Here is an 18,417-nt window from a genome sequence, read left to right on the forward strand (position 1 = left end):
TCATATGAAACGATCCACAACGCGATCCAAGGAAGTCACGCACGAGCGCATCGTCGAAGCTGGCGCACGCGCGATCCGCCGCTGTGGCTATGACGGCATTGGCATTGCGGACATCATGAAAGAGGCCGGCCTCACCCACGGCGGGTTCTACGCGCATTTCGCCTCACGCGAGGCCATGCTGGCCGAGTTGGCAGACCGCGCAGGAGCCGAGGCCATCGCCACCTTTTTGCACTTCACGGCCGCCGTGCCCGCCGAACAATCCCTGCAGGCGCTGCTGCGCGCCTATCTGTCCAGAGAGCACGTGAAAAACCCGGAGGTCGGTTGCCCGATCGCCGCCCTGGGAACGGAAATGCCGCGTCAGGCGCCGGCGGTTCGACGTGCAATTACCCGCCGCATCAAGGAAATGATCGACATGGTCTCGCGCCAATCGGCCGACTGGGACCAGCCCGGTGCGCACGAGCGCGCCCTGGCGACCGCCGCCACGATGATTGGCGCGGTCGTGCTGGCGCGCGCGGTCGACGAAGAACCGCTGTCCAGATCGTTGCTGGAGGCGGCGCTGGAGCACCTCACCCCAGCGGCGGATTGAGTTTCCATCGGCTTTTTTTTATCCCTCAGCATGATGCTCGACATATGAAACCCGTGCCCCCAAAGGAGAAGTGATCATGACATTCAAGGCGCTGCTGGCCACCAGAACCGGCGATGCGATTGCCACCGCCCTGGTCGATTTCGACGAAGCCGACCTGATGCCGGGCGACGTCACCGTCGCGATCGACTATTCGACGGTGAACTACAAGGACGCGATGGCTGTCAGCGGCCGCGCGTCGGTGATCCACCAGTTCCCGCTGATTCCGGGCATCGACTTTTCGGGCGTCGTGGAGGCTACGTCGCACGCAGGGTTCGCGGTGGGCGACCGCGTTGTCGCCAACGGCTGGGGCCTGAGTCAAACCCACCATGGCGGTTTCGCGCAGAAGGCACGCGTCAGGGGTGACTGGCTGGTCAAGCTGCCTGACGTGTTTTCGACGCGCGATGCCATGGCCATCGGCACGGCGGGGTACACCGCGATGTTGTCCGTGCTCGGGCTGGAGCATGCGGGAGTGACGCCGGACAAAGGCGATGTGCTCGTGACTGGGGCCGGCGGCGGGGCCGGGTCCATCGCCATCGCCTTGCTATCCACGCTGGGGTATCGGGTGGTGGCCTCGACCGGGCGGCTGGAGGAGACGGGCTACCTGCACGAGCTGGGTGCGGCCGAGGTTATCGACCGTCGCATGTTGTCCGAGCCGGGTGCACCAATCGCCAAGGAACGGTGGGCCGGAGCGATCGACTCGGTGGGCAGCCACACACTGGCCAATGTGCTGGCGCAGACCTGCTACCGCGGCGCGGTGGCGGCCTTCGGGCTCGCGCAGGGCGCGGACCTGCCCGGCTCGGTGTTGCCCTTCATCCTGCGCAACGTGACCCTGGCCGGCATCGACTCGGTCAACGCGCCGCAAGACGTGCGGCAGCAAGCGTGGGCACGTCTGGCCACCGACCTGGACCCCGGAAAGCTCGCACGCGCTACCCAGGTGGTCGGCCTGGCCGAAGTGTCTGGCCTTGCAGATGCGGTACTCCAGGGCCAGGTGCGTGGCCGCACCGTCGTAGACGTCAACGCGTGAAGGCCGAACCCAAGGAATCGATGATGATCAGTTTCAACCCGGATAGCCAATCGGCAACGTCCTATGCCCACGCACAGAACAACCAGGTCAGGGCGGGCGGAACCACCTTCGCTTACCGCGAACTAGGCCCGCACGGCGGCATCCCGCTAATCCTGCTCAACCACTGGGGCGCAGTGCTGGACAACTTCGACCCGCGCATCGTCGATGGCCTGGCCCGCAAGCATCGCGTTATTGCGATCGACTACCGGGGAATCGGTTCGTCCGGCGGCATTGCGCCCGTGACCGTGGACGAGATGGCGCGCGACACCATCGCGTTGATCCGCGCGATGGGTTTCGATCAGGTCGATCTGCTCGGCTTTTCGCTCGGCGGCTTCGTGGCGCAGGACGTGGCGCTAAAGGCGCCGGACCTGGTGCGTAGGTTCATCCTCACAGGCACGGGTCCCGCGGGCGGTCAGGGCATCGATCGCGTCGGTGCCATGTCCTGGCCACTGATGCTCAAGGGCCTGCTGACGCTGCGCGATCCCAAGACCTATCTGTTCTTCACCTCCACGGCCAACGGCCGGCAGCAAGCGCATTCCTGAAAAGACTGAAGGAACGCAAGGCGGATCTCGACAAGGGGCCGACGCCCCGCGCCTTGCTTCGCCAGCTCAAGGCGATCAAAGCCTGGGGCCAGCAGGCGCCGCAGGACCTCACCCACCTGCACATGCCTGTCCTGATCGCCAACGGAGACAACGACATCATGGTGCCCACCGCCTTGAGCCACGACATGGCCCGCCGTATTCCCAACGCGCAGCTCATCATTTACCAGGACGCCGGGCACGGAGGCATCTTCCAGCATCACACCAACTTCGTGCCCAAAGCACTGGAGTTTCTGGCGCAATGAATCCTTCGCGGTCAGCGACAAGCGAAGTCCTATGAAGCTAAGCAGAAGCTGCGCACAACGTGAATTTCGAACAGGTCTCGTCGAAGACAGGCCTTGCCGTACTTCACCCCAATTTGGAGAAACAGATGAAAGCAGTCCGGTTTCATAAGACAGGCGGACCCGAAACGCTGGTTTATGAGGAGGTGCCCGATCCGACACTCGCCGACGATGAGGTTCTCATCCGCGTCGAAGCGGCTGGAGTGAACTTTGCCGACGTCATGCGTCGTCGCGGCGACGACTATCCTGAGCCATCCCCTACACCCTTCACGCTGGGTGCTGAAGTAGCCGGCACGGTCGCCGCCCTCGGGAAGGCCGTGACTTCGCTCGCTGTCGGCACGCCGGTGCTGGCCGCGCCAGGAACAGGCGGTTATGCACAGTACGTCCGCGTGCCCGCTGCCATCGTGATCCCGCTGCCGGCGGGGCTCGACTTGCTACGCGCTTCGGCGCTGGTTGCCCATGGCCTGACCGCCGCTCTGGTCCTGCGCAAGGCCGCTCGACTGGCGCCGGGCGAAACCGTGTTGGTGGAGGCTGCGGCAGGCGGAGTGGGGTCGCTCGCCGTACAACTGGCCAGGCTGTATGGCGCCGGCAAGGTCATCGCGGCCGCCAGCAGCCCCGCAAAGCGGGCTCTGGCCGAGCGCCTGGGGGCTGATGCGTCGGTGGACTACACCGCCCCCGACTGGGCCGAGCAAGTGCGCGCGCTGACCGACGGCAAGGGTGTGGACGTGATCCTGGAGACGGCCGGTGGCGACAACGTCGCCGAGGCGTTCAAAGCATTGGCCCCGTTCGGGCGCCTGATCTTCATCGGCCAGTCCAGCGGCAAGACCAGCCTGATCGACCCGTGGAAGCTGACCGTCCCCAACCATACCGTTACCAGCTTTTACGTCGGCGCCTACCTTGCCTTCCCCGATCTGGTCCGGGCGACGCTGACCGAACTCATCGGGCTGGTCTTGTCCGGCAAAGTAACGCTGCAAACAGAAACGGTGTTGCCGCTCGCGCAGGCCGCCGAAGCACATCGCCTCCTGGAAGGGCGCAGCACGACCGGTAAGGTCGTGCTGCAGCCTTGGGCGTGAGCTGGATTTCGTCCGAACTCTGCCACATCATTTACCAACATTGGATTTAGAACGACATGAAAGCACTCACCTTCAAACGCTATGGCAAGTCACCCGAGATCGGGTTCGCCGAAGTACCTCGTCCTACCCTAAAGCCTGATGAACTGTTGGTCCAGGTCCACGCGGCGGGGTTGAACCCAATCGACAACATGATTCCGGCGGGAACGTTCAAACCCGTCCTCAAGTTCGAGTTGCCAGCCACGCTGGGCAGCGATATTGCTGGTATGGTGACTGAGGTCGGCAGCCGCGTGACGCGTTTCAAGCCGGGCGATGCAGTCTTTGCCAGCCTCTTCGATCTCGGTAGGGGCTCGATCGCCGAATTCGCGGCGGTGCCGGAGAGCGTTGCCGCGTCGAAGCCGGTCAATCTGGACTTTGTGCAGGCTGCCGCCGTTCCGATGGTCGGGCTCACCTCCTGGCAGGCGTTGAAGGAGCGCGCCAATCTTCGGGCTGGCCAGAAGGTGTTCGTCCCCGCAGGGTCTGGCGGTATTGGCACGTTTGCGATCCAGCTGGCAAAGTACTTCGGCGCCAGAGTGGGAACGACCACCAGTACCGGCAATGTTCAACTGGTAACCAGTCTGGGCGCAGACGAGGTCGTCGACTATAAGAAGCAGGAATTCGAAAAAGTGCTGCACGGCTACGACGTTGTGCTTGGCACTATCAGAGGTGATGCGATTGAAAAATCGATGGGCATCCTCAAACCGGGGAGCAAGATTGTGTCGCTTATCGGGCCGCTGGACGCAGCGTTCGCCCGCGCTCGCAGGCTGAACTTTATTCTGAGGTTTGTATTCGGGCTAATGAGCCGCAAGATCATGCGGCTTGCAAAAAAGCGGGAGGTGACGTATTCATTTCTCTTCGTGCGCCCCGATGGGACCCAGCTCGCCGAAATTGGCGAACTGATTAAGTCAGAACGCATCCGTCCAGTCATTGACAAGGTGTTTCCGTTTGAGCAAGCGAAGGAAGCGCTTGAATACTTGGCCCAGGGACGCGCCAAGGGCAAGGTCGTCGTCAAGGTCAAGTGACGCGCCAAACGGTTGGCTGTGGATGAACGTGCCCTCGACCATGTGACGTTCGAGGAGGTCGGCTTCGATCTCGATCAGGCGCTCTCGCACGTCAATTCGCTATTCCGGCGCGCAGACACGGAACTGGTTCGGCAGGTCCATACATGATGTCTAGAGGGTGCCCAACGGTCGTTCAATGCCGCGAATGCGACGCTACAGCATGACGCGCCGATGCAGTCGGACATACGACAATCGTTGACGCGAATTGCGTCGGACGCTTGCCGCGTTGAGGGCACTCTCTGATTACGTGGAACAGCACCCCGAATCACTCGTGTGGAGAAAATCAGCGGATCATTGAGTATTCGATTTTTTTTTTGTCGGAGATTGACCTCTCCTTTCAGCGTGGCACGTCACGCCTGGCGACCGGCCATCACACCGCCGTCGACCGGCAACACCGCGCCCGTAATCCAGGAGGCGCTCGGCGATGCCAGAAAAAGGATCGCCTCGGCGATATCGGCCGGTTGGCCGTTGCGCCCGAGAGGATGGAACGCATTGAATGACGGCAGCGTCTGCTTGACCTGATTGTCCGTCATGAACGTGTTGTAGATCGGCGTCTCAACAACGCCTGGAGCAACCGTGTTGATGCGGATATTCGCGGGCGCAAGCTCAATGGCCAGGTTGCGCGTGAGAGCATGCACTCCAGCATTCGCTGCCGAGTAGGCCGAAGACGGCGTCGCACCGATGGCCTGCAGGGCCCAGAGCGAGCCTGTCTGAACGATGGCGCCGCCGCCGCGTCGCTTCATCGCGCGCGCCGCGGCCTGTGCCATGAAGAACTTGCCTTTGAGGATGGTGTCGAGGAACCAGTCGTAATCGGACTCGCTCAGCTCCAAGAATTCCTTGGGTCGGAATACGCCCGCGTTGTTGATCAGGATGTCGACACCGCCAAACGCGTCGATCGCGACATTCACAAGCGCAGCGCCCGTGGCTGGTAAAGCGATATCCCCTGCGTACGTGCGAACTTTGATTCCTGCGGGGTCGATTTCGGCAGCGGCTTGTTTGAGCTTAGCCTGATCGCGGCCACCGATAACCACGCTAGCGCCGGCGCGCACCAGACGGATGGCCACCTCCTTGCCGATACCGGAACCGCCACCGGTGATGATGGCGACTTTAGACGAGAAACTATTCATTGTGGAAGTCCTTTGTGAACCGAACGCGGATTGAAACTTTCGAGTTGATTCGAAAGCTTTGCGTGGTGACCACATTATTGGATGACACGTATGGATTCACAAATGAGATATTCTGCCAGTCACTGAAAGAAATTCTTTACGTGATGACTGCTCCAATCTTCCTGAATGCGTTACGCGCGTTTGAAGCAAGCGCGCGCCACCAGAGTTTCTCTGCAGCGGCGACCGAGCTGAACGTCACGCCAGCGGCGGTGGGGCAGCTCGTCCGCAGCCTGGAAGAGTGGCTTGGCATGTCGCTATTCCATCGAGGCAGTGGTGGGCGGGCGCGTCTGGTGCCCACGGAGGCGGCGGTAAGGGCGCTGCCCGACATTCGCGACGGGTTCGATCGGTTGAACGTCGGATTCGCAAGACTTAGAGAGCGGTCAACGGTCGGGGTGCTGACAGTGACGGTCAGTCCCGCGTTCGCGGCCAAGTGGCTTCTGCCCCGCATCGACCGCTTTCAGACCGCATGGCCCGAAACTGACATTCGCCTTGACACAAATCTCAAGCTGGTGAACTTCGCGACACAAGGCATCGATATCGGCGTGCGCTATGGAGCCGGACACTGGCCGGATCTGGAGGCAGAAAAGCTGATGGACGAGGAAGTCTTCCCCGTCTGCTCGCCCGTGTTTCTTGAGCGTCATCCGGGAATCCGCAACCCCGCCGATCTGGACGGACTCACGCTGATCGATGATCTATCTGTCGACCGGCAAATAGGGTTCGTTACCTGGGACGCGTGGCTCGACAAAGTGGGCATTAAGTTGACTGCGGCCCGATCGAATTTGAAGATCAATAGTTCCTCTGCCGTCCTTCAAGCCTCGATCGATGGCCATGGGGTAGCGCTGGCGCGTAGCGCTCTTGCACGCGACGATGTGGCCTCAGGGCGATTGGTGCGGCTTTTTCCAGATATCGAGCGGCCGTCGGAACTTGCCTATTACATCGTCTATAGGAAGGAGTGCGCTAACCTGCCAAGACTCGTTGCGTTTCGCGAGTGGCTTCGCGAAGAGGCGTCCAGCGACAGAAATGCGACCTAATACAACATCCCGTAAATAGGTTGAATAATTAACTGCCTCGGATATCATGTCTGGATGAGTCGAGGCCGCCATGCAACGCCAGTGAAGCTGGCGAATAAAGAACGACAGGAACTGCTATCGCTGATTGAGCGGAAAACGGCTACGCAGCGAGATGTGATGCGGGCGCGTATCGCGTTGTGGGCCCACGAGGGTCACTCCAATACGGTGATTGCGCGGGAACTGGGTGTCTCGGTGCAAACGGTCTGCCTGTGGCGCAAGCGCATTGCCCGGCAAGGTGTCCTGGGTATTCGCGAGGGCGAGCGCAGTGGCCGTCCGCCACGCATCACGCACGAAGCGCGACTGCAGTTGATTGCGCTGGCGTGTGAAGCACAGGAACCTGAGGGACGGGTCACGCCGACCCTCGACGAGATTGCGGCGCGTGCCGTGGAGCGTGGCGTCGTCGGGCAGATCAGCCGCAGTCACGTGCAGCGCATTCTGCAGGCCGGCGACGTACGCCCGCACCGGGTCCGGCAATGGCTGCACAGTCCGGACCCGGCCTTTCGCGAGAAGGTCAACGTGATTTGCAAGCTGTACCGCAAGGCGCCGCGAAACGCGGTAGTGCTCAGCATCGACGAGAAGACCGGCATTCAGGCCATTGAGCGCAAGCACCCGGGACGGGCACCCGCGCCAGGACGGCTGCGTCGCCGTGAATTCGAATATATCCGTCACGGCACCCAGGCGTTGATTGCTGCGCTCGATGTGCATACCGGAAAGGTGCTGGCAGAGTGCCGCGAGCGGCGCACCCAGGACGATCTGGTAGCCTTCATGGAACGCGTGGCAGCCGCGTACCCGGACAAACAGGTGCACGTGGTTTGGGACAATCTGAACACGCATCGCGCCCAGGCCGTCTGGCAGGCGTTCAATGTGCGGCATGGCAAGCGGTTTCATTTCCACTTCACGCCGTTGCACGCAAGCTGGGTCAATCAGATCGAACTCTGGTTTGCCCGTTATACGCGCCGGGTGCTGCGCCATGCCAGCCACACCAGCACCGCGCACCTGCGCGAGCGCACCGGGCAGTTCGTCGGCGAGCACAATCAGGCCGCACGCCCCTTCAAATGGAGTTTCCGGGGCTATCCGCTGCAAAGCGGTGCATCGTAATCGAGGAACGCAGATGCCAGTTGTACCCGCCAAACACCACGCTGCTGAACTGCAGCGTCAACTGCGCAGCCTGCTCGGCCATGAGCAGATTGTCACGCAAGCCTACGGGCGCCACTTGCTGATCAAACGTCTGGACGATGAGGAGCCAACCGTCGTGGCGCGCCTCACCGAGCTCGGCCGCAATCGATATGGCGCCGCCTTTCGCAGCCATAGTGGGCGTTGGGAACCGCTGCCGGGCACGGGTTCGCTCGACGAAATGGCCGACGTGGTCGTCACGCTCCTGCAGCCTTATTTGCAGCCCGATAATTATTAAACGTATTTGCGGGATGTTGTACTAGTCGATGGCCTGCATGCGCTATCAAGCGGCCCGTATGGCCGACAAGGTATCGGGCCGACGCTATTGCGAATCGCGCATTGTGATCCGACTGCCTGACGAAGTAATGTTCGACGGCTCGCGCGATTTAATGAGGTCGAGTCGTTTACTACGAGAGTTGCTCGCGCGGTTGCCGGCTAAAGCCGTTCGCTAGATACGTCTTTACATCTTTCTTCAAACGAAGACTTTCTTGAGCACTCCAGCCGGGTGCCGTCGTGTGCGGCCTTGAGCAGGTAGTGGCGGACGTTCGTGCCGCCCTGTCTGGGTGGCGCTACGATATCGCCATATGTGGCCAGGCGGCCGCTCGCGGTCTGCGTCGTGGATGCGGCATCGGAGGCCAACCGTATTCCGCCATCCCGGGACAGTTCGATTTCGACCGCGCCTGTGTCCGTCGCCTGCCGATAGATAGGTTGCCAGCTTGCCGCCGGGAAGTAGTCATCCCAATGAAGTCGTTTTGCACCGCGTTCCATCCCGAGCATCGCTTCGAGCGCCGGGTTGAACTGCACGAATTCGCCATCGGCCGCGACGGTAACGAGCCCGACCGGCGTGACGTCATACGCGCGACGCAATTCTGCTTGCGCCCGCAACCGCTCGGCGCGCTCGGCACGGATCTGCTCGCCGATCGCGAGTGCGGCCATCAGACTGGACACGAGCGCCGCGGTTACGCTGTTCAGCGTCGGGATAAAAAATCGCGTATGGAAGGCCGCCGAAGCGACCTCAGAGAAGCTTGCAATCAGCGCCACCGCGCATCGGCTGGCGCGACGCGTCGTCCTGGGGCGACGGTATGTGAACGACGTGTACGCGGTCGCACTCGCCGCGCAGCCATGCTGTGTTCAGTGGAACACCACAGCCTTAGCCGGCCAATCTCGTGATCGCCGCTCGGCTGCCGGCTTGCTCACGCAGTCGAAACTTCTGGATCTTGCCCGTCGCGGTTTTGGGCAATTCGCCGAAGATCACGCGACGCGGGCATTTGAAATGCGCCAGTCGCTCCCGACAGAACAAGATTACATCCTCCTCCGTTATGTCAAGGGCATCCGGCTTCAGCTCGATAAACGCGCAAGGAGTCTCGCCCCATTTGTCATCAGGCTGTGCGACCACGGCCACGTACAGGACGCCCGACATGCGATAGATGACCTCCTCCACCTCCACTGACGAAATATTTTCTCCACCAGAGATGATCACATCCTTCGAGCGGTCTGTGATCTGGATATAGCCATCGGAATGGACGATGGCAAGATCTCCGGTATGGAACCAACCGCCGGCAAAGGCTTTTGCGGTTGCCTCGGGATTCTTGAGATATCCCATCATCACCGTATTCCCCCGGACCAGGACCTCACCGCAAGACTTGCTATCGGCTGACACGGTCTCGAGCGTCTCAGGATCGGCGACCGACATTTTTTCGAACGCTGCCGCACGCACACCTTGCCGCGCTTTCAATTTCCCTTGCTGCTCCGGCGGCAATGCGTCCCATTCATCGTGCCATGCACAGCTGATAGGGGTGCCGGAGATTTCAGTAATTCCAAAGACGTGGTCGACGTCGAAGCCCATCGCTCCAACGGCCTCGAGAACAGCGGCTGGCGCCGGCGAGCCGGCGGTAAGGACCCGCACCCGACGCGGCAGCGGCTGTCGGTCCGATTGAGGCATGCTTGCGAGGCCTGACAGAACAATTGGCGCCGCGCAAAAGTGATCGACGCCGTGCTTGACGATGGCGGAAAGAACGCTGGCGGCATTGACCTTGCGCAGGCATACATGCGTTCCGGCCGCGGCAGTGATCGCCCATGTGAAGCACCAGCCGTTCGCATGGAACATGGGAAGCGTCCACAAGTAAATCGGCGCACGCGGCAAAGGCCAGTTCGTCATCTGGAGCAGGCTCATCAGATGCGTTGCACGATGGCTCGGAACGACGCCTTTCGGATCGCCTGTCGTACCCGAGGTGTAGTTCAAGGCAATGGGCGTCCACTCATCGGCCGGCCAGCAGCCGGTAAATGCCGGATCGCCGCTCGCCAGCAGCGACTCGTAATCGATTTCCCCGATAGCGGGGCCCGCGGGGGCTTGGCAATCGTTGATGTCGATCACACGCGGTGGAATGGGGACTGACTTCAACGCTTTCTCGACCAGCGGAGCAAATTCGCGGTCCACCAGCAGGAGCTTGCATTCGCCGTGGCGCAGAATGAATGCGATACCGTCAGCATCGAGGCGGCAATTGACGGCATTGAGCACGGCACCTGACAAAGGCACACCAAAGTGAGCCTCGAGCATGGCTGGGGTGTTCGGCGCGATGATCGACACCGTATCGCCCGGTTCGATCCCCAACAGAACGAGCGCCGACGCGAGGCGATAGCAACGTTCGCGGGTTTCGGCCCACGTCTGCCTGAAGTCGCCATGAATGATGGCGGTCCGTTCCGGATAGACGTCGGCGGTTCGATCGAGGAAGGTCAATGGCGTCAATGGAACGTGGTTTGCCGCGTTCTTCTCAAGTCCTCGAGAGTAGGCCTTTGCACTCATGACTTTGTCTCCGTTCATTTTTCGTAGAAAGTAGTGAAATCGCCGACCGGGCTGCGCTCCGTTACCAGCGAGTTCTCGATGCAACTGGGATCCGCGTAACCCAGGCTCATCCCGCAGACCAACATGTGATTGTCGGGAATGGACAGTTCGTCGGCGATGACACGGTGGAACTTATTGAAAGCCACCTGCGGACAGGTATCGAGGCCCCGCGCCCGGGCAGCAATCATGACGCTTTGCAGAAACATGCCGGTGTCCAGAAGACTTCCTTCTCGCATGACCCGCTCAATCGTGAAGAACAGGCCTACGGGTGCATCAAAGAAGTTGTAGTTGCGGCCGTGCTGGACGTGCATCCGCTCCTTGTCACCCTTGTGGATACCCAGCAGGCCGTAAAGACTCCAACCGACCTTGCGCCGGCGGTCCACATACGGCGCGATCCATTCGCGTGGGTAGTAATCGTAGGGCTCTTCCAGGTCTGAACTTCGTGCCGGATCATCATTCATCTCGTTGATGGCAGCGGACAGGCGGGACTTCATCGTGCCTGTCACAACATGCACATGCCAGGGCTGGATGTTGACGCCCGTTGCGCTGAAGCGCGCAACGTTGAGGATGGACTCGACTTCCTCGCGGGGAACCGGTATGGGCAGGAAAGCACGGACGCTGCGCCGGGTGACGAGCGCCCAGTCGACGGCTCGACTGACGTCGGCAAACGAGCGGGAAGGAGGAGGAGATAGACGGTCCATTTTTCCGGCATGTTGAAAGTTAATCTGGATTGAATCGTTTGATTTTTTCGAGGAGAGAGCCCATACGAGCCGCGCTCTCACACGAACCTCGGCCATGAAGCCTCATATGGCACAGACTTCAGCGCCGCCGTTAATACCGTGCTGTAACCAGTGTCGGGCGAACGAGGCCGATAGTCCATGTCCATCAACTTCAGCTCGGATGAGGTCGCCCAACACCGGCGTTCGCCTGCATTGCGGCACTGTCGGTAGCTCCTGGCGCGTTACTGGACGAAATCGCTTGCTGGAGTGCCGCCCTGAACGACCGGATGCTTTAATTGTGGTCTGCCACCCTTACCGCAGATGGACGGGCGGCTTCGACCAACGCCTCGAGTTGAGCAGGGTTGTGTGGCGGGCGGCCCCGGTCAGTGTGGCCGCGAGCGGGACGCCCTGCGCTCCGGTGATCAGGCGGCGCTTTGCACCGGGGCGGAGCGTATGCGCCCATTCGCGGTAGCGTTGGCAGAACTGGGTGTAACGGTACTCGCCAGACACTGCGGACGGGCGCGCGCTGCCAACCGAACTAGTACAACATCCCGCAAATACGTTTAATAATTATCGGGCTGCAAATAAGGCTGCAGGAGCGTGACGACCACGTCGGCCATTTCGTCGAGCGAACCCGTGCCCGGCAGCGGTTCCCAACGCCCACTATGGCTGCGAAAGGCGGCGCCATATCGATTGCGGCCGAGCTCGGTGAGGCGCGCCACGACGGTTGGCTCCTCATCGTCCAGACGTTTGATCAGCAAGTGGCGCCCGTAGGCTTGCGTGACAATCTGCTCATGGCCGAGCAGGCTGCGCAGTTGACGCTGCAGTTCAGCAGCGTGGTGTTTGGCGGGTACAACTGGCATCTGCGTTCCTCGATTACGATGCACCGCTTTGCAGCGGATAGCCCCGGAAACTCCATTTGAAGGGGCGTGCGGCCTGATTGTGCTCGCCGACGAACTGCCCGGTGCGCTCGCGCAGGTGCGCGGTGCTGGTGTGGCTGGCATGGCGCAGCACCCGGCGCGTATAACGGGCAAACCAGAGTTCGATCTGATTGACCCAGCTTGCGTGCAACGGCGTGAAGTGGAAATGAAACCGCTTGCCATGCCGCACATTGAACGCCTGCCAGACGGCCTGGGCGCGATGCGTGTTCAGATTGTCCCAAACCACGTGCACCTGTTTGTCCGGGTACGCGGCTGCCACGCGTTCCATGAAGGCTACCAGATCGTCCTGGGTGCGCCGCTCGCGGCACTCTGCCAACACCTTTCCGGTATGCACATCGAGCGCAGCAATCAACGCCTGGGTGCCGTGACGGATATATTCGAATTCACGGCGACGCAGCCGTCCTGGCGCGGGTGCCCGTCCCGGGTGCTTGCGCTCAATGGCCTGAATGCCGGTCTTCTCGCCGATGCTGAGCACTACCGCGTTTCGCGGCGCCTTGCGGTACAGCTTGCAAATCACGTTGACCTTCTCGCGAAAGGCCGGGTCCGGACTGTGCAGCCATTGCCGGACCCGGTGCGGGCGTACGTCGCCGGCCTGCAGAATGCGCTGCACGTGACTGCGGCTGATCTGCCCGACGACGCCACGCTCCACGGCACGCGCCGCAATCTCGTCGAGGGTCGGCGTGACCCGTCCCTCAGGTTCCTGTGCTTCACACGCCAGCGCAATCAACTGCAGTCGCGCTTCGTGCGTGATGCGTGGCGGACGGCCACTGCGCTCGCCCTCGCGAATACCCAGGACACCTTGCCGGGCAATGCGCTTGCGCCACAGGCAGACCGTTTGCACCGAGACACCCAGTTCCCGCGCAATCACCGTATTGGAGTGACCCTCGTGGGCCCACAACGCGATACGCGCCCGCATCACATCTCGCTGCGTAGCCGTTTTCCGCTCAATCAGCGATAGCAGTTCCTGTCGTTCTTTATTCGCCAGCTTCACTGGCGTTGCATGGCGGCCTCGACTCATCCAGACATGATATCCGAGGCAGTTAATTATTCAACCTATTTACGGGATGTTGTACTAGTTCGAGCATACGAAGCTAGCTGCGAGATTCTGGTCACCGCCGACGTATTTTGGCCACTGTGGATATTCGCACAATGGTCGGGTACGTCCAGCGGCTGGCGGAGCGAGGTCGGTGATAGTCAGGTTGTGGGGCTCGGCGCCTTTGGTGACCCAATTGTCCAGCACCGTCAGACCATCGTAGGAACCATTGAACTGTCCGCCGCCACCATGCGCCGCGCCCGGCACCAGGTAAAACTTCAGAAACTGATCAAGTGGCCCCTGCCCGAACCTGGATACCAGACGGTTATAGTAGTCAATCGACAGTTGCGCGGGAATGAACTGGTCAGCTTGTCCGTGTTGGAGAATGATCTTGCCACCGCGACTCTGGAATTGAGTCAAGTCTGTACCGGCTCCGGTTGTTTGGACACGCTTTTGCAGTTCAGGCGGCCAGTTTCATCAGCCTTTCCTGACGGGCTTCGAGGGGTGATTTGAAGCCCAGCTTTTCAAGACGCCAGTCGCGATTGTATCGATCCTTGAATGCGATGGCGGCAGCACGAACTTCCTCCAGGTTTTTGAAGATGCGCCCATGAATCGCCTGTTCCTTCATTGTCCGGTTGAACCGCTCGGCGACGCCGTTGGTCTGCGGTTCGGCGACAAAGGCGTAGCTGGGCGCGATGCCCCAGAACCGGATCTGGTCGCGGAAGTCGTCCGAGGTGTATTGCGAACCGTGATCCATGCGCAGCGACAACCCGCGCCCCGAGTCGGCGACTACCGAGCCAAACTCGGCCAGCAGCCCCTGGGAGATCGGCTCGAGGGCAGCGAAGCGGTCACCGATTTTCGCCGCATGGATGCCGGTGCACAGGCCATCGCAGTGATCAACGGCCGAGAAGATCCACACCATGCCGTCGTCCACGGTCGCGACGCGCACGCCATCGGTACCCCACATCTCATTGGGGCAGTCGGTCGTGATCCGGCCGTCGTGAAGGTTGGGTTCGCCTTTTGGCCGCCGGTGCGGCGAGAGCAGACTGTGCTCACGCATCAATCGCAACACACGGGTTCTGGAGACCCGGATGCCTCGCAAGATGCGCAGCCGTGCCCAGACCTTGCGATGACCTTCGCCGGTGAATGGCGACGCTGCCAGATCGTCGCGAATAGCCTTCAGCAGTTCGGTATCGGGCATCTTCGGCTTGGGGCCGCGACGCCCCGGGATGATCGGCACCACGTTAGCTGCCGCTCTCGCACGCACCGCGTAGATCGTCGAGCGCGGGAACTGGAGCACCTGGCAGACCCGCTGCAATCCAAAGGACTTGCCTGCACTGACGGAGATCGTGTGGCTCATGTCGACGATCTCCGGACGCTCAAAGGGCGACGGGCCTGCAACTCACGCTCCTTGCGCAGGATCTCGACTTCCATGGACAACTCGCCGACCCGTCGCACGGCGTCGTTCAGCCGCGCTTGCAGTGGATCGGTGGTGCGTGCCTTGAGGCCGGCCTCCATGCCGGCCAGCGCCAGTTCACGCCATTGCTCGAGCTCGGCGATCGTCACACCGACTTCGCGGGACACGGCGTCAACGGGTTCGCCGCGCAGCAGCCGAAGCACCACGCTACGCTTGCGGCCGGTCGACCAGCGTTTGACTTCGGCCGCGCCAGAGGCGCTTTCAGTCGCGCTACGCGCTCCTTCCTGCGCATCTGGCGCAATCGCCTTCGAATCAGCTTTCTTCAACATCAACCACTCCAGTTTGGATCACACGTTTTACCCCAAATCTGTGTCCAAAAAAAACGGAGGCGCCGCAAATTGAGTCAAGTCAATGCTCGTGCTATCCATGAGCGCGCTCACCGCTTGGACGCGCGCGGTCAGTGGCCCCGGGTCGGCAGGGGTAAAATTTAGAATGCTTAAGCTAGGATCGCGAGCGACCGTGAAACGCAGCATGTCGTTTGAGAACGTGTAAAAAAACGCGCTTTTCCCGTTCACTCCGGGTTCGATTGTGGCACCGGTGGCTGACGCGCCCCAAGCCAGCGCAGTGGACCAAAAATCTGCCCCGGTGAATGCGTTGTATGCCGGAAAAGTTTGAATTCCGTTTGCCAGATCAAAGCTAAAGTTAAGTGGTGTCGAAGCGGTGGTCATTGTATTGATTTGCGCGTCGGACAAGCATGTGTCTCCGGTGTCGACTCCGCCGGGGCAGCGAATCAGCGTCGGATCGAACACGCACGCTGAAGGGTTACTAATTATTCCGTCAGCCACGCCATCCAAAGCGTCACATTGGTTCATGACCACTGCCAGAAGCGCGTTGCCTTTAGCAGGGGTGACGTATCCTCCGGGCGCTAGGAGAGATTTCGCAATTCTCCCCATTTGGAGCCATAGTCCTGTAATTCCCGAGGCCGGAAATGTCGAGATGATACCGTCGTAGTCTTGTGGGAATCGCTGCGCCGCCATCAGGGCTTGTCGTCCGCCGCTCGATCCGCCAATAAAATAACTGTGCACGAAGGCCGAGCCATAACGTCTCTTTGCGATGTACGCTGCAAAATCATGCGTCTTCTTAATGTGGTTGCCTGCGTGTACCGGCTCCGGTTGTCTGGACACGCTTTTGCAGCTCAGGCGGCCAGCTTCATCAGCCGTTCCTGACGGGCTTCGAGGGGTGATTTGAAGCCCAACTTTTCAAGACGCCAGTCGCGATTGTATCGATCCTTGAACGCGATGGCGGCGGCACGAACTTCCTCCAGGTTTTTGAAGATGCGTCCATGAATAGCCTGTTCCTTCATTGTCCGGTTGAATCGCTCGGCGACGCCGTTGGTCTGGGGTTCGGCGACGAAGGCATAGCTCGGCGCGATGCCCCAGAACCGGATCTGGTTACGGAAGTCGTCCGACGTGTACTGCGAACCGTGATCCATACGCAGCGACAGCCCGCGGCCCGCATCGGCGAGCACGGAACCGAATTCGTCCAGCAGCCCCTGGGAGATCGGCTCGAGGGCAGCAAAGCGGTCGCCAATCTTCGCGGCATGAATGCCGGTACACATGCCGTCGCAATGATCAACGGCCGAGAAGATCCACACCATGCCGTCGTCCACGGTCGCGATGCGCACGCCGTCGGTGCCCCACATCTCATTCGGGCAATCGGTTGTGATCCGGCCATCGTGAAGGTTGGGTTCGCCTCGCGCTTGCCGGTGCGGCGACAGCAGGCTGTGCTCGCGCATCAGTCGCAGCACGCGGGTCCGGGAGACCCGGATGTCGTGCAGGATACGCAAGCGCGCCCAGACCTTGCGATGCCCCTCGCCGATGAACTCAGGATCACCCACATTTTTCGTGAGCCAACTTATTCGTCTTGCCTGAAGATGCGATACATCTCGGTGATCTCGTGCAGGACGAGAAATCCACGCCACATGACGGTGGGACCGGGTGGGTGGTCATGCTTGCGGTTCAGGTACCCACCGAGTTTTGCAATCCACAGCACGACCTCACCGAGTGAAGGTATTGCAGTCGGTGGTTTTGACGTGCGATGGGTGCGGCTATGAAGCGCGCGCCATTCGTCTGGTTGCAGAAGGACTTCGCACGACAGGTCCGGATCGGCACGACCCAGCAACGTCGCGTACATGATGCGCCAGCTGATCACCGCAAATAGCGCGGTCGACCGTACGAACCGCTCAAGGTTGCCGAACTGACGCTTTTCAATGCTGCAGCCACTCTTCAGTACGCGGTGCCACGACTCAATCGTCCATCGGCGGGCATACCAGCCGAGTCGTTCAAGGGTGTCCTCAAACGTGATCGTCGGCACGGAACTGAGCAGCATCCATTCGAGCGGCTCGATGTCCGCCGGCGGCGTGGTTTCAAGGGCGTGGATCGCATAGACTGTGACCTCGGCGAGCCGGGATGAAGGCCGTTGCGGAGGCCTCAGTCGCACTGGCGTACACCGCAGTGTCAGACGGGCGACGCGCCTGGGTTGATTACCCACTGGCGGGACCTGTAACTCCGTTTCGCCCAGCGGGGCGGTCGCGGCAACGGCCTCCCAGAGGGAGTGCTCGGGGTTGACGGTCTTGCGATCCGACTTGGCTCGGATCAGCCACTCAACGCCTCGCGGACGCTCGGCCGTGAACACTTCGTAGAGGTCGCTTTCCCGGTCACCGATTCCAATCACCAGGGTCTCGGGACAGCGTGCCTTGAGGGCGCCCAGATGCGCGATGCCTTCGAGCCACTTGACGCTCTCCTTGTCTGCAACCGGAAGGTGCTTTCTCTGCTGCTTCTTGCCTAATTGCGCGTCGGGTCGCACCCAGGTCTTCATACCCAGCACACCCAGCGGCAAACCTTCTGGCGTGACGGCCAGCAGGCTGTGCAGCATGAAGCCGCGCGAAGCGTTGCCCGTGCCGTAGCCCAGTCCTTCGGTCGCTTTGAGGTGGCTCAGGTTGAATTCGGTCGTGTCCTGCACCGCAAGCACGACCGGTATGCGGGTCATGCGCCGCAGGGTCTGTTCAATGTGCGGAGCAAGTACGCCATCCGTATCGACCTGTTCGTTGTCGAAAAAACGATAGGCTGCCTTGAGCTCGGCGGCATTGAGCGAGCGCGGGAATGGGCAATCAGGACTACTTGCCAACCGTCGCGCCAGCGCGACCAGTCGGCTCGTCAAACGGGCATCGCCCAGATTGGCCGCACCGAATTCGGTATCGGCCCAGTCAGCGTTATCGTCTATGGAAGGCAACGGCGTGTCGTTTTACAGGCAATACAC

At 61.0% G+C, this 18,417-nt stretch carries 19 protein-coding genes and 3 pseudogenes; 9 read left to right on the plus strand and 13 right to left on the minus strand.

Features of this window, described 5'->3' with window-relative positions; translation table 11 throughout:
• Positions 1 to 4 precede the first annotated feature (4 nt).
• The 6 genes and pseudogenes from B0G77_RS16525 to B0G77_RS45255 all read left to right on the plus strand — a co-directional run bounded on the left by B0G77_RS16525 (position 5) and on the right by B0G77_RS45255 (position 4,846).
• On the plus strand, positions 5 to 586 hold the full coding sequence (locus tag B0G77_RS16525; RefSeq protein WP_133663083.1) for a TetR/AcrR family transcriptional regulator: 582 nt from the start codon (positions 5 to 7) through the stop codon (positions 584 to 586).
• A gap of 76 nt (positions 587 to 662) precedes the next feature.
• Positions 663 to 1,649 (plus strand): MDR family oxidoreductase, encoded by a 987-nt coding sequence (locus B0G77_RS16530; protein WP_133663084.1) that lies wholly within the window; start codon positions 663 to 665, stop codon positions 1,647 to 1,649.
• A gap of 23 nt (positions 1,650 to 1,672) precedes the next feature.
• A pseudogene (locus tag B0G77_RS16535) lies at positions 1,673 to 2,532 on the plus strand (alpha/beta hydrolase).
• Positions 2,533 to 2,657: 125 nt separating this feature from the next.
• On the plus strand, positions 2,658 to 3,641 hold the full coding sequence (locus B0G77_RS16540) for an NADPH:quinone oxidoreductase family protein (RefSeq protein ID WP_133663085.1): 984 nt from the start codon (positions 2,658 to 2,660) through the stop codon (positions 3,639 to 3,641).
• A gap of 56 nt (positions 3,642 to 3,697) precedes the next feature.
• Positions 3,698 to 4,699 (plus strand): NADP-dependent oxidoreductase, encoded by a 1,002-nt coding sequence (locus tag B0G77_RS16545; protein ID WP_133663086.1) that lies wholly within the window; start codon positions 3,698 to 3,700, stop codon positions 4,697 to 4,699.
• Between the two features lie 18 nt (positions 4,700 to 4,717).
• Positions 4,718 to 4,846 (plus strand): hypothetical protein, encoded by a 129-nt coding sequence (locus B0G77_RS45255; RefSeq protein ID WP_279571321.1) that lies wholly within the window; start codon positions 4,718 to 4,720, stop codon positions 4,844 to 4,846.
• A gap of 242 nt (positions 4,847 to 5,088) precedes the next feature.
• Here B0G77_RS45255 and B0G77_RS16550 read toward each other — a convergent pair whose 3' ends face one another.
• A complete protein-coding gene (locus B0G77_RS16550) occupies positions 5,089 to 5,865 on the minus strand; it encodes an SDR family NAD(P)-dependent oxidoreductase (RefSeq protein WP_133663087.1) in 777 nt (258 codons plus the stop codon).
• 143 nt (positions 5,866 to 6,008) lie between these two features.
• Between B0G77_RS16550 and gcvA the strand changes: the two genes are divergently transcribed.
• The 3 genes from gcvA to B0G77_RS16565 are packed head-to-tail and all read left to right on the plus strand — an operon-like array spanning position 6,009 to position 8,385.
• Positions 6,009 to 6,935, plus strand: coding sequence for a transcriptional regulator GcvA (gene gcvA / locus B0G77_RS16555; RefSeq protein ID WP_133664178.1), 927 nt, complete (start codon positions 6,009 to 6,011; stop codon positions 6,933 to 6,935).
• Positions 6,936 to 6,989: 54 nt separating this feature from the next.
• Positions 6,990 to 8,072, plus strand: a complete 1,083-nt coding sequence (locus B0G77_RS16560; RefSeq protein WP_133663088.1) for an IS630 family transposase — start codon at positions 6,990 to 6,992, stop codon at positions 8,070 to 8,072.
• A 13-nt stretch (positions 8,073 to 8,085) separates the two neighbouring features.
• Positions 8,086 to 8,385: a hypothetical protein gene (locus B0G77_RS16565; protein ID WP_133663089.1), complete on the plus strand. Its 300-nt coding sequence runs from the start codon at positions 8,086 to 8,088 to the stop codon at positions 8,383 to 8,385.
• A gap of 197 nt (positions 8,386 to 8,582) precedes the next feature.
• On the opposite strand, the gene B0G77_RS16570 is transcribed toward B0G77_RS16565, so the two are convergent.
• From B0G77_RS16570 to B0G77_RS16620, 12 genes and pseudogenes are all read right to left on the minus strand, one after another.
• Entirely contained in the window at positions 8,583 to 9,188 is a 606-nt protein-coding gene (locus tag B0G77_RS16570; RefSeq protein ID WP_133663090.1) for a PAS domain-containing protein, read from the minus strand.
• Positions 9,189 to 9,297: 109 nt separating this feature from the next.
• A complete protein-coding gene (locus B0G77_RS16575) occupies positions 9,298 to 10,950 on the minus strand; it encodes an AMP-binding protein (RefSeq protein WP_133663091.1) in 1,653 nt (550 codons plus the stop codon).
• A gap of 14 nt (positions 10,951 to 10,964) precedes the next feature.
• The gene (locus B0G77_RS16580) at positions 10,965 to 11,690 is read right to left on the minus strand and encodes a nitroreductase (protein ID WP_133664179.1); all 726 of its coding nucleotides are present in this window, start codon (positions 11,688 to 11,690) and stop codon (positions 10,965 to 10,967) included.
• A 290-nt stretch (positions 11,691 to 11,980) separates the two neighbouring features.
• Positions 11,981 to 12,155: pseudogene (locus B0G77_RS44260) on the minus strand (IS5/IS1182 family transposase); the annotation flags it as partial.
• 116 nt (positions 12,156 to 12,271) lie between these two features.
• The gene (locus B0G77_RS16585; protein WP_133663089.1) at positions 12,272 to 12,571 is read right to left on the minus strand and encodes a hypothetical protein; all 300 of its coding nucleotides are present in this window, start codon (positions 12,569 to 12,571) and stop codon (positions 12,272 to 12,274) included.
• 13 nt (positions 12,572 to 12,584) lie between these two features.
• Positions 12,585 to 13,667, minus strand: a complete 1,083-nt coding sequence (locus B0G77_RS16590) for an IS630 family transposase (protein ID WP_133663092.1) — start codon at positions 13,665 to 13,667, stop codon at positions 12,585 to 12,587.
• A gap of 54 nt (positions 13,668 to 13,721) precedes the next feature.
• A pseudogene (locus B0G77_RS16595) lies at positions 13,722 to 14,111 on the minus strand (tannase/feruloyl esterase family alpha/beta hydrolase); the annotation flags it as partial.
• Positions 14,112 to 14,142: 31 nt separating this feature from the next.
• Positions 14,143 to 15,042, minus strand: a complete 900-nt coding sequence (locus B0G77_RS16600) for an IS3 family transposase (RefSeq protein WP_133663093.1) — start codon at positions 15,040 to 15,042, stop codon at positions 14,143 to 14,145.
• Complete coding sequence (locus B0G77_RS16605; RefSeq protein WP_133663094.1) at positions 15,039 to 15,428, minus strand: transposase; 390 nt, start codon at positions 15,426 to 15,428, stop codon at positions 15,039 to 15,041. Before B0G77_RS16605 ends, B0G77_RS16600 begins: the two co-directional genes overlap by 4 nt.
• A 27-nt stretch (positions 15,429 to 15,455) precedes the next feature.
• Entirely contained in the window at positions 15,456 to 16,283 is an 828-nt protein-coding gene (locus B0G77_RS16610) for a tannase/feruloyl esterase family alpha/beta hydrolase (protein ID WP_243751023.1), read from the minus strand.
• Between the two features lie 11 nt (positions 16,284 to 16,294).
• A complete protein-coding gene (locus tag B0G77_RS16615; protein WP_166656167.1) occupies positions 16,295 to 16,996 on the minus strand; it encodes an integrase core domain-containing protein in 702 nt (233 codons plus the stop codon).
• Positions 16,997 to 17,013: 17 nt separating this feature from the next.
• Entirely contained in the window at positions 17,014 to 18,390 is a 1,377-nt protein-coding gene (locus B0G77_RS16620; protein WP_133662695.1) for an IS4 family transposase, read from the minus strand.
• Positions 18,391 to 18,417 lie beyond the last annotated feature (27 nt).

Source organism: Paraburkholderia sp. BL10I2N1, from assembly GCF_004361815.1.
Taxonomy (GTDB): Bacteria; Pseudomonadota; Gammaproteobacteria; order Burkholderiales; family Burkholderiaceae; genus Paraburkholderia.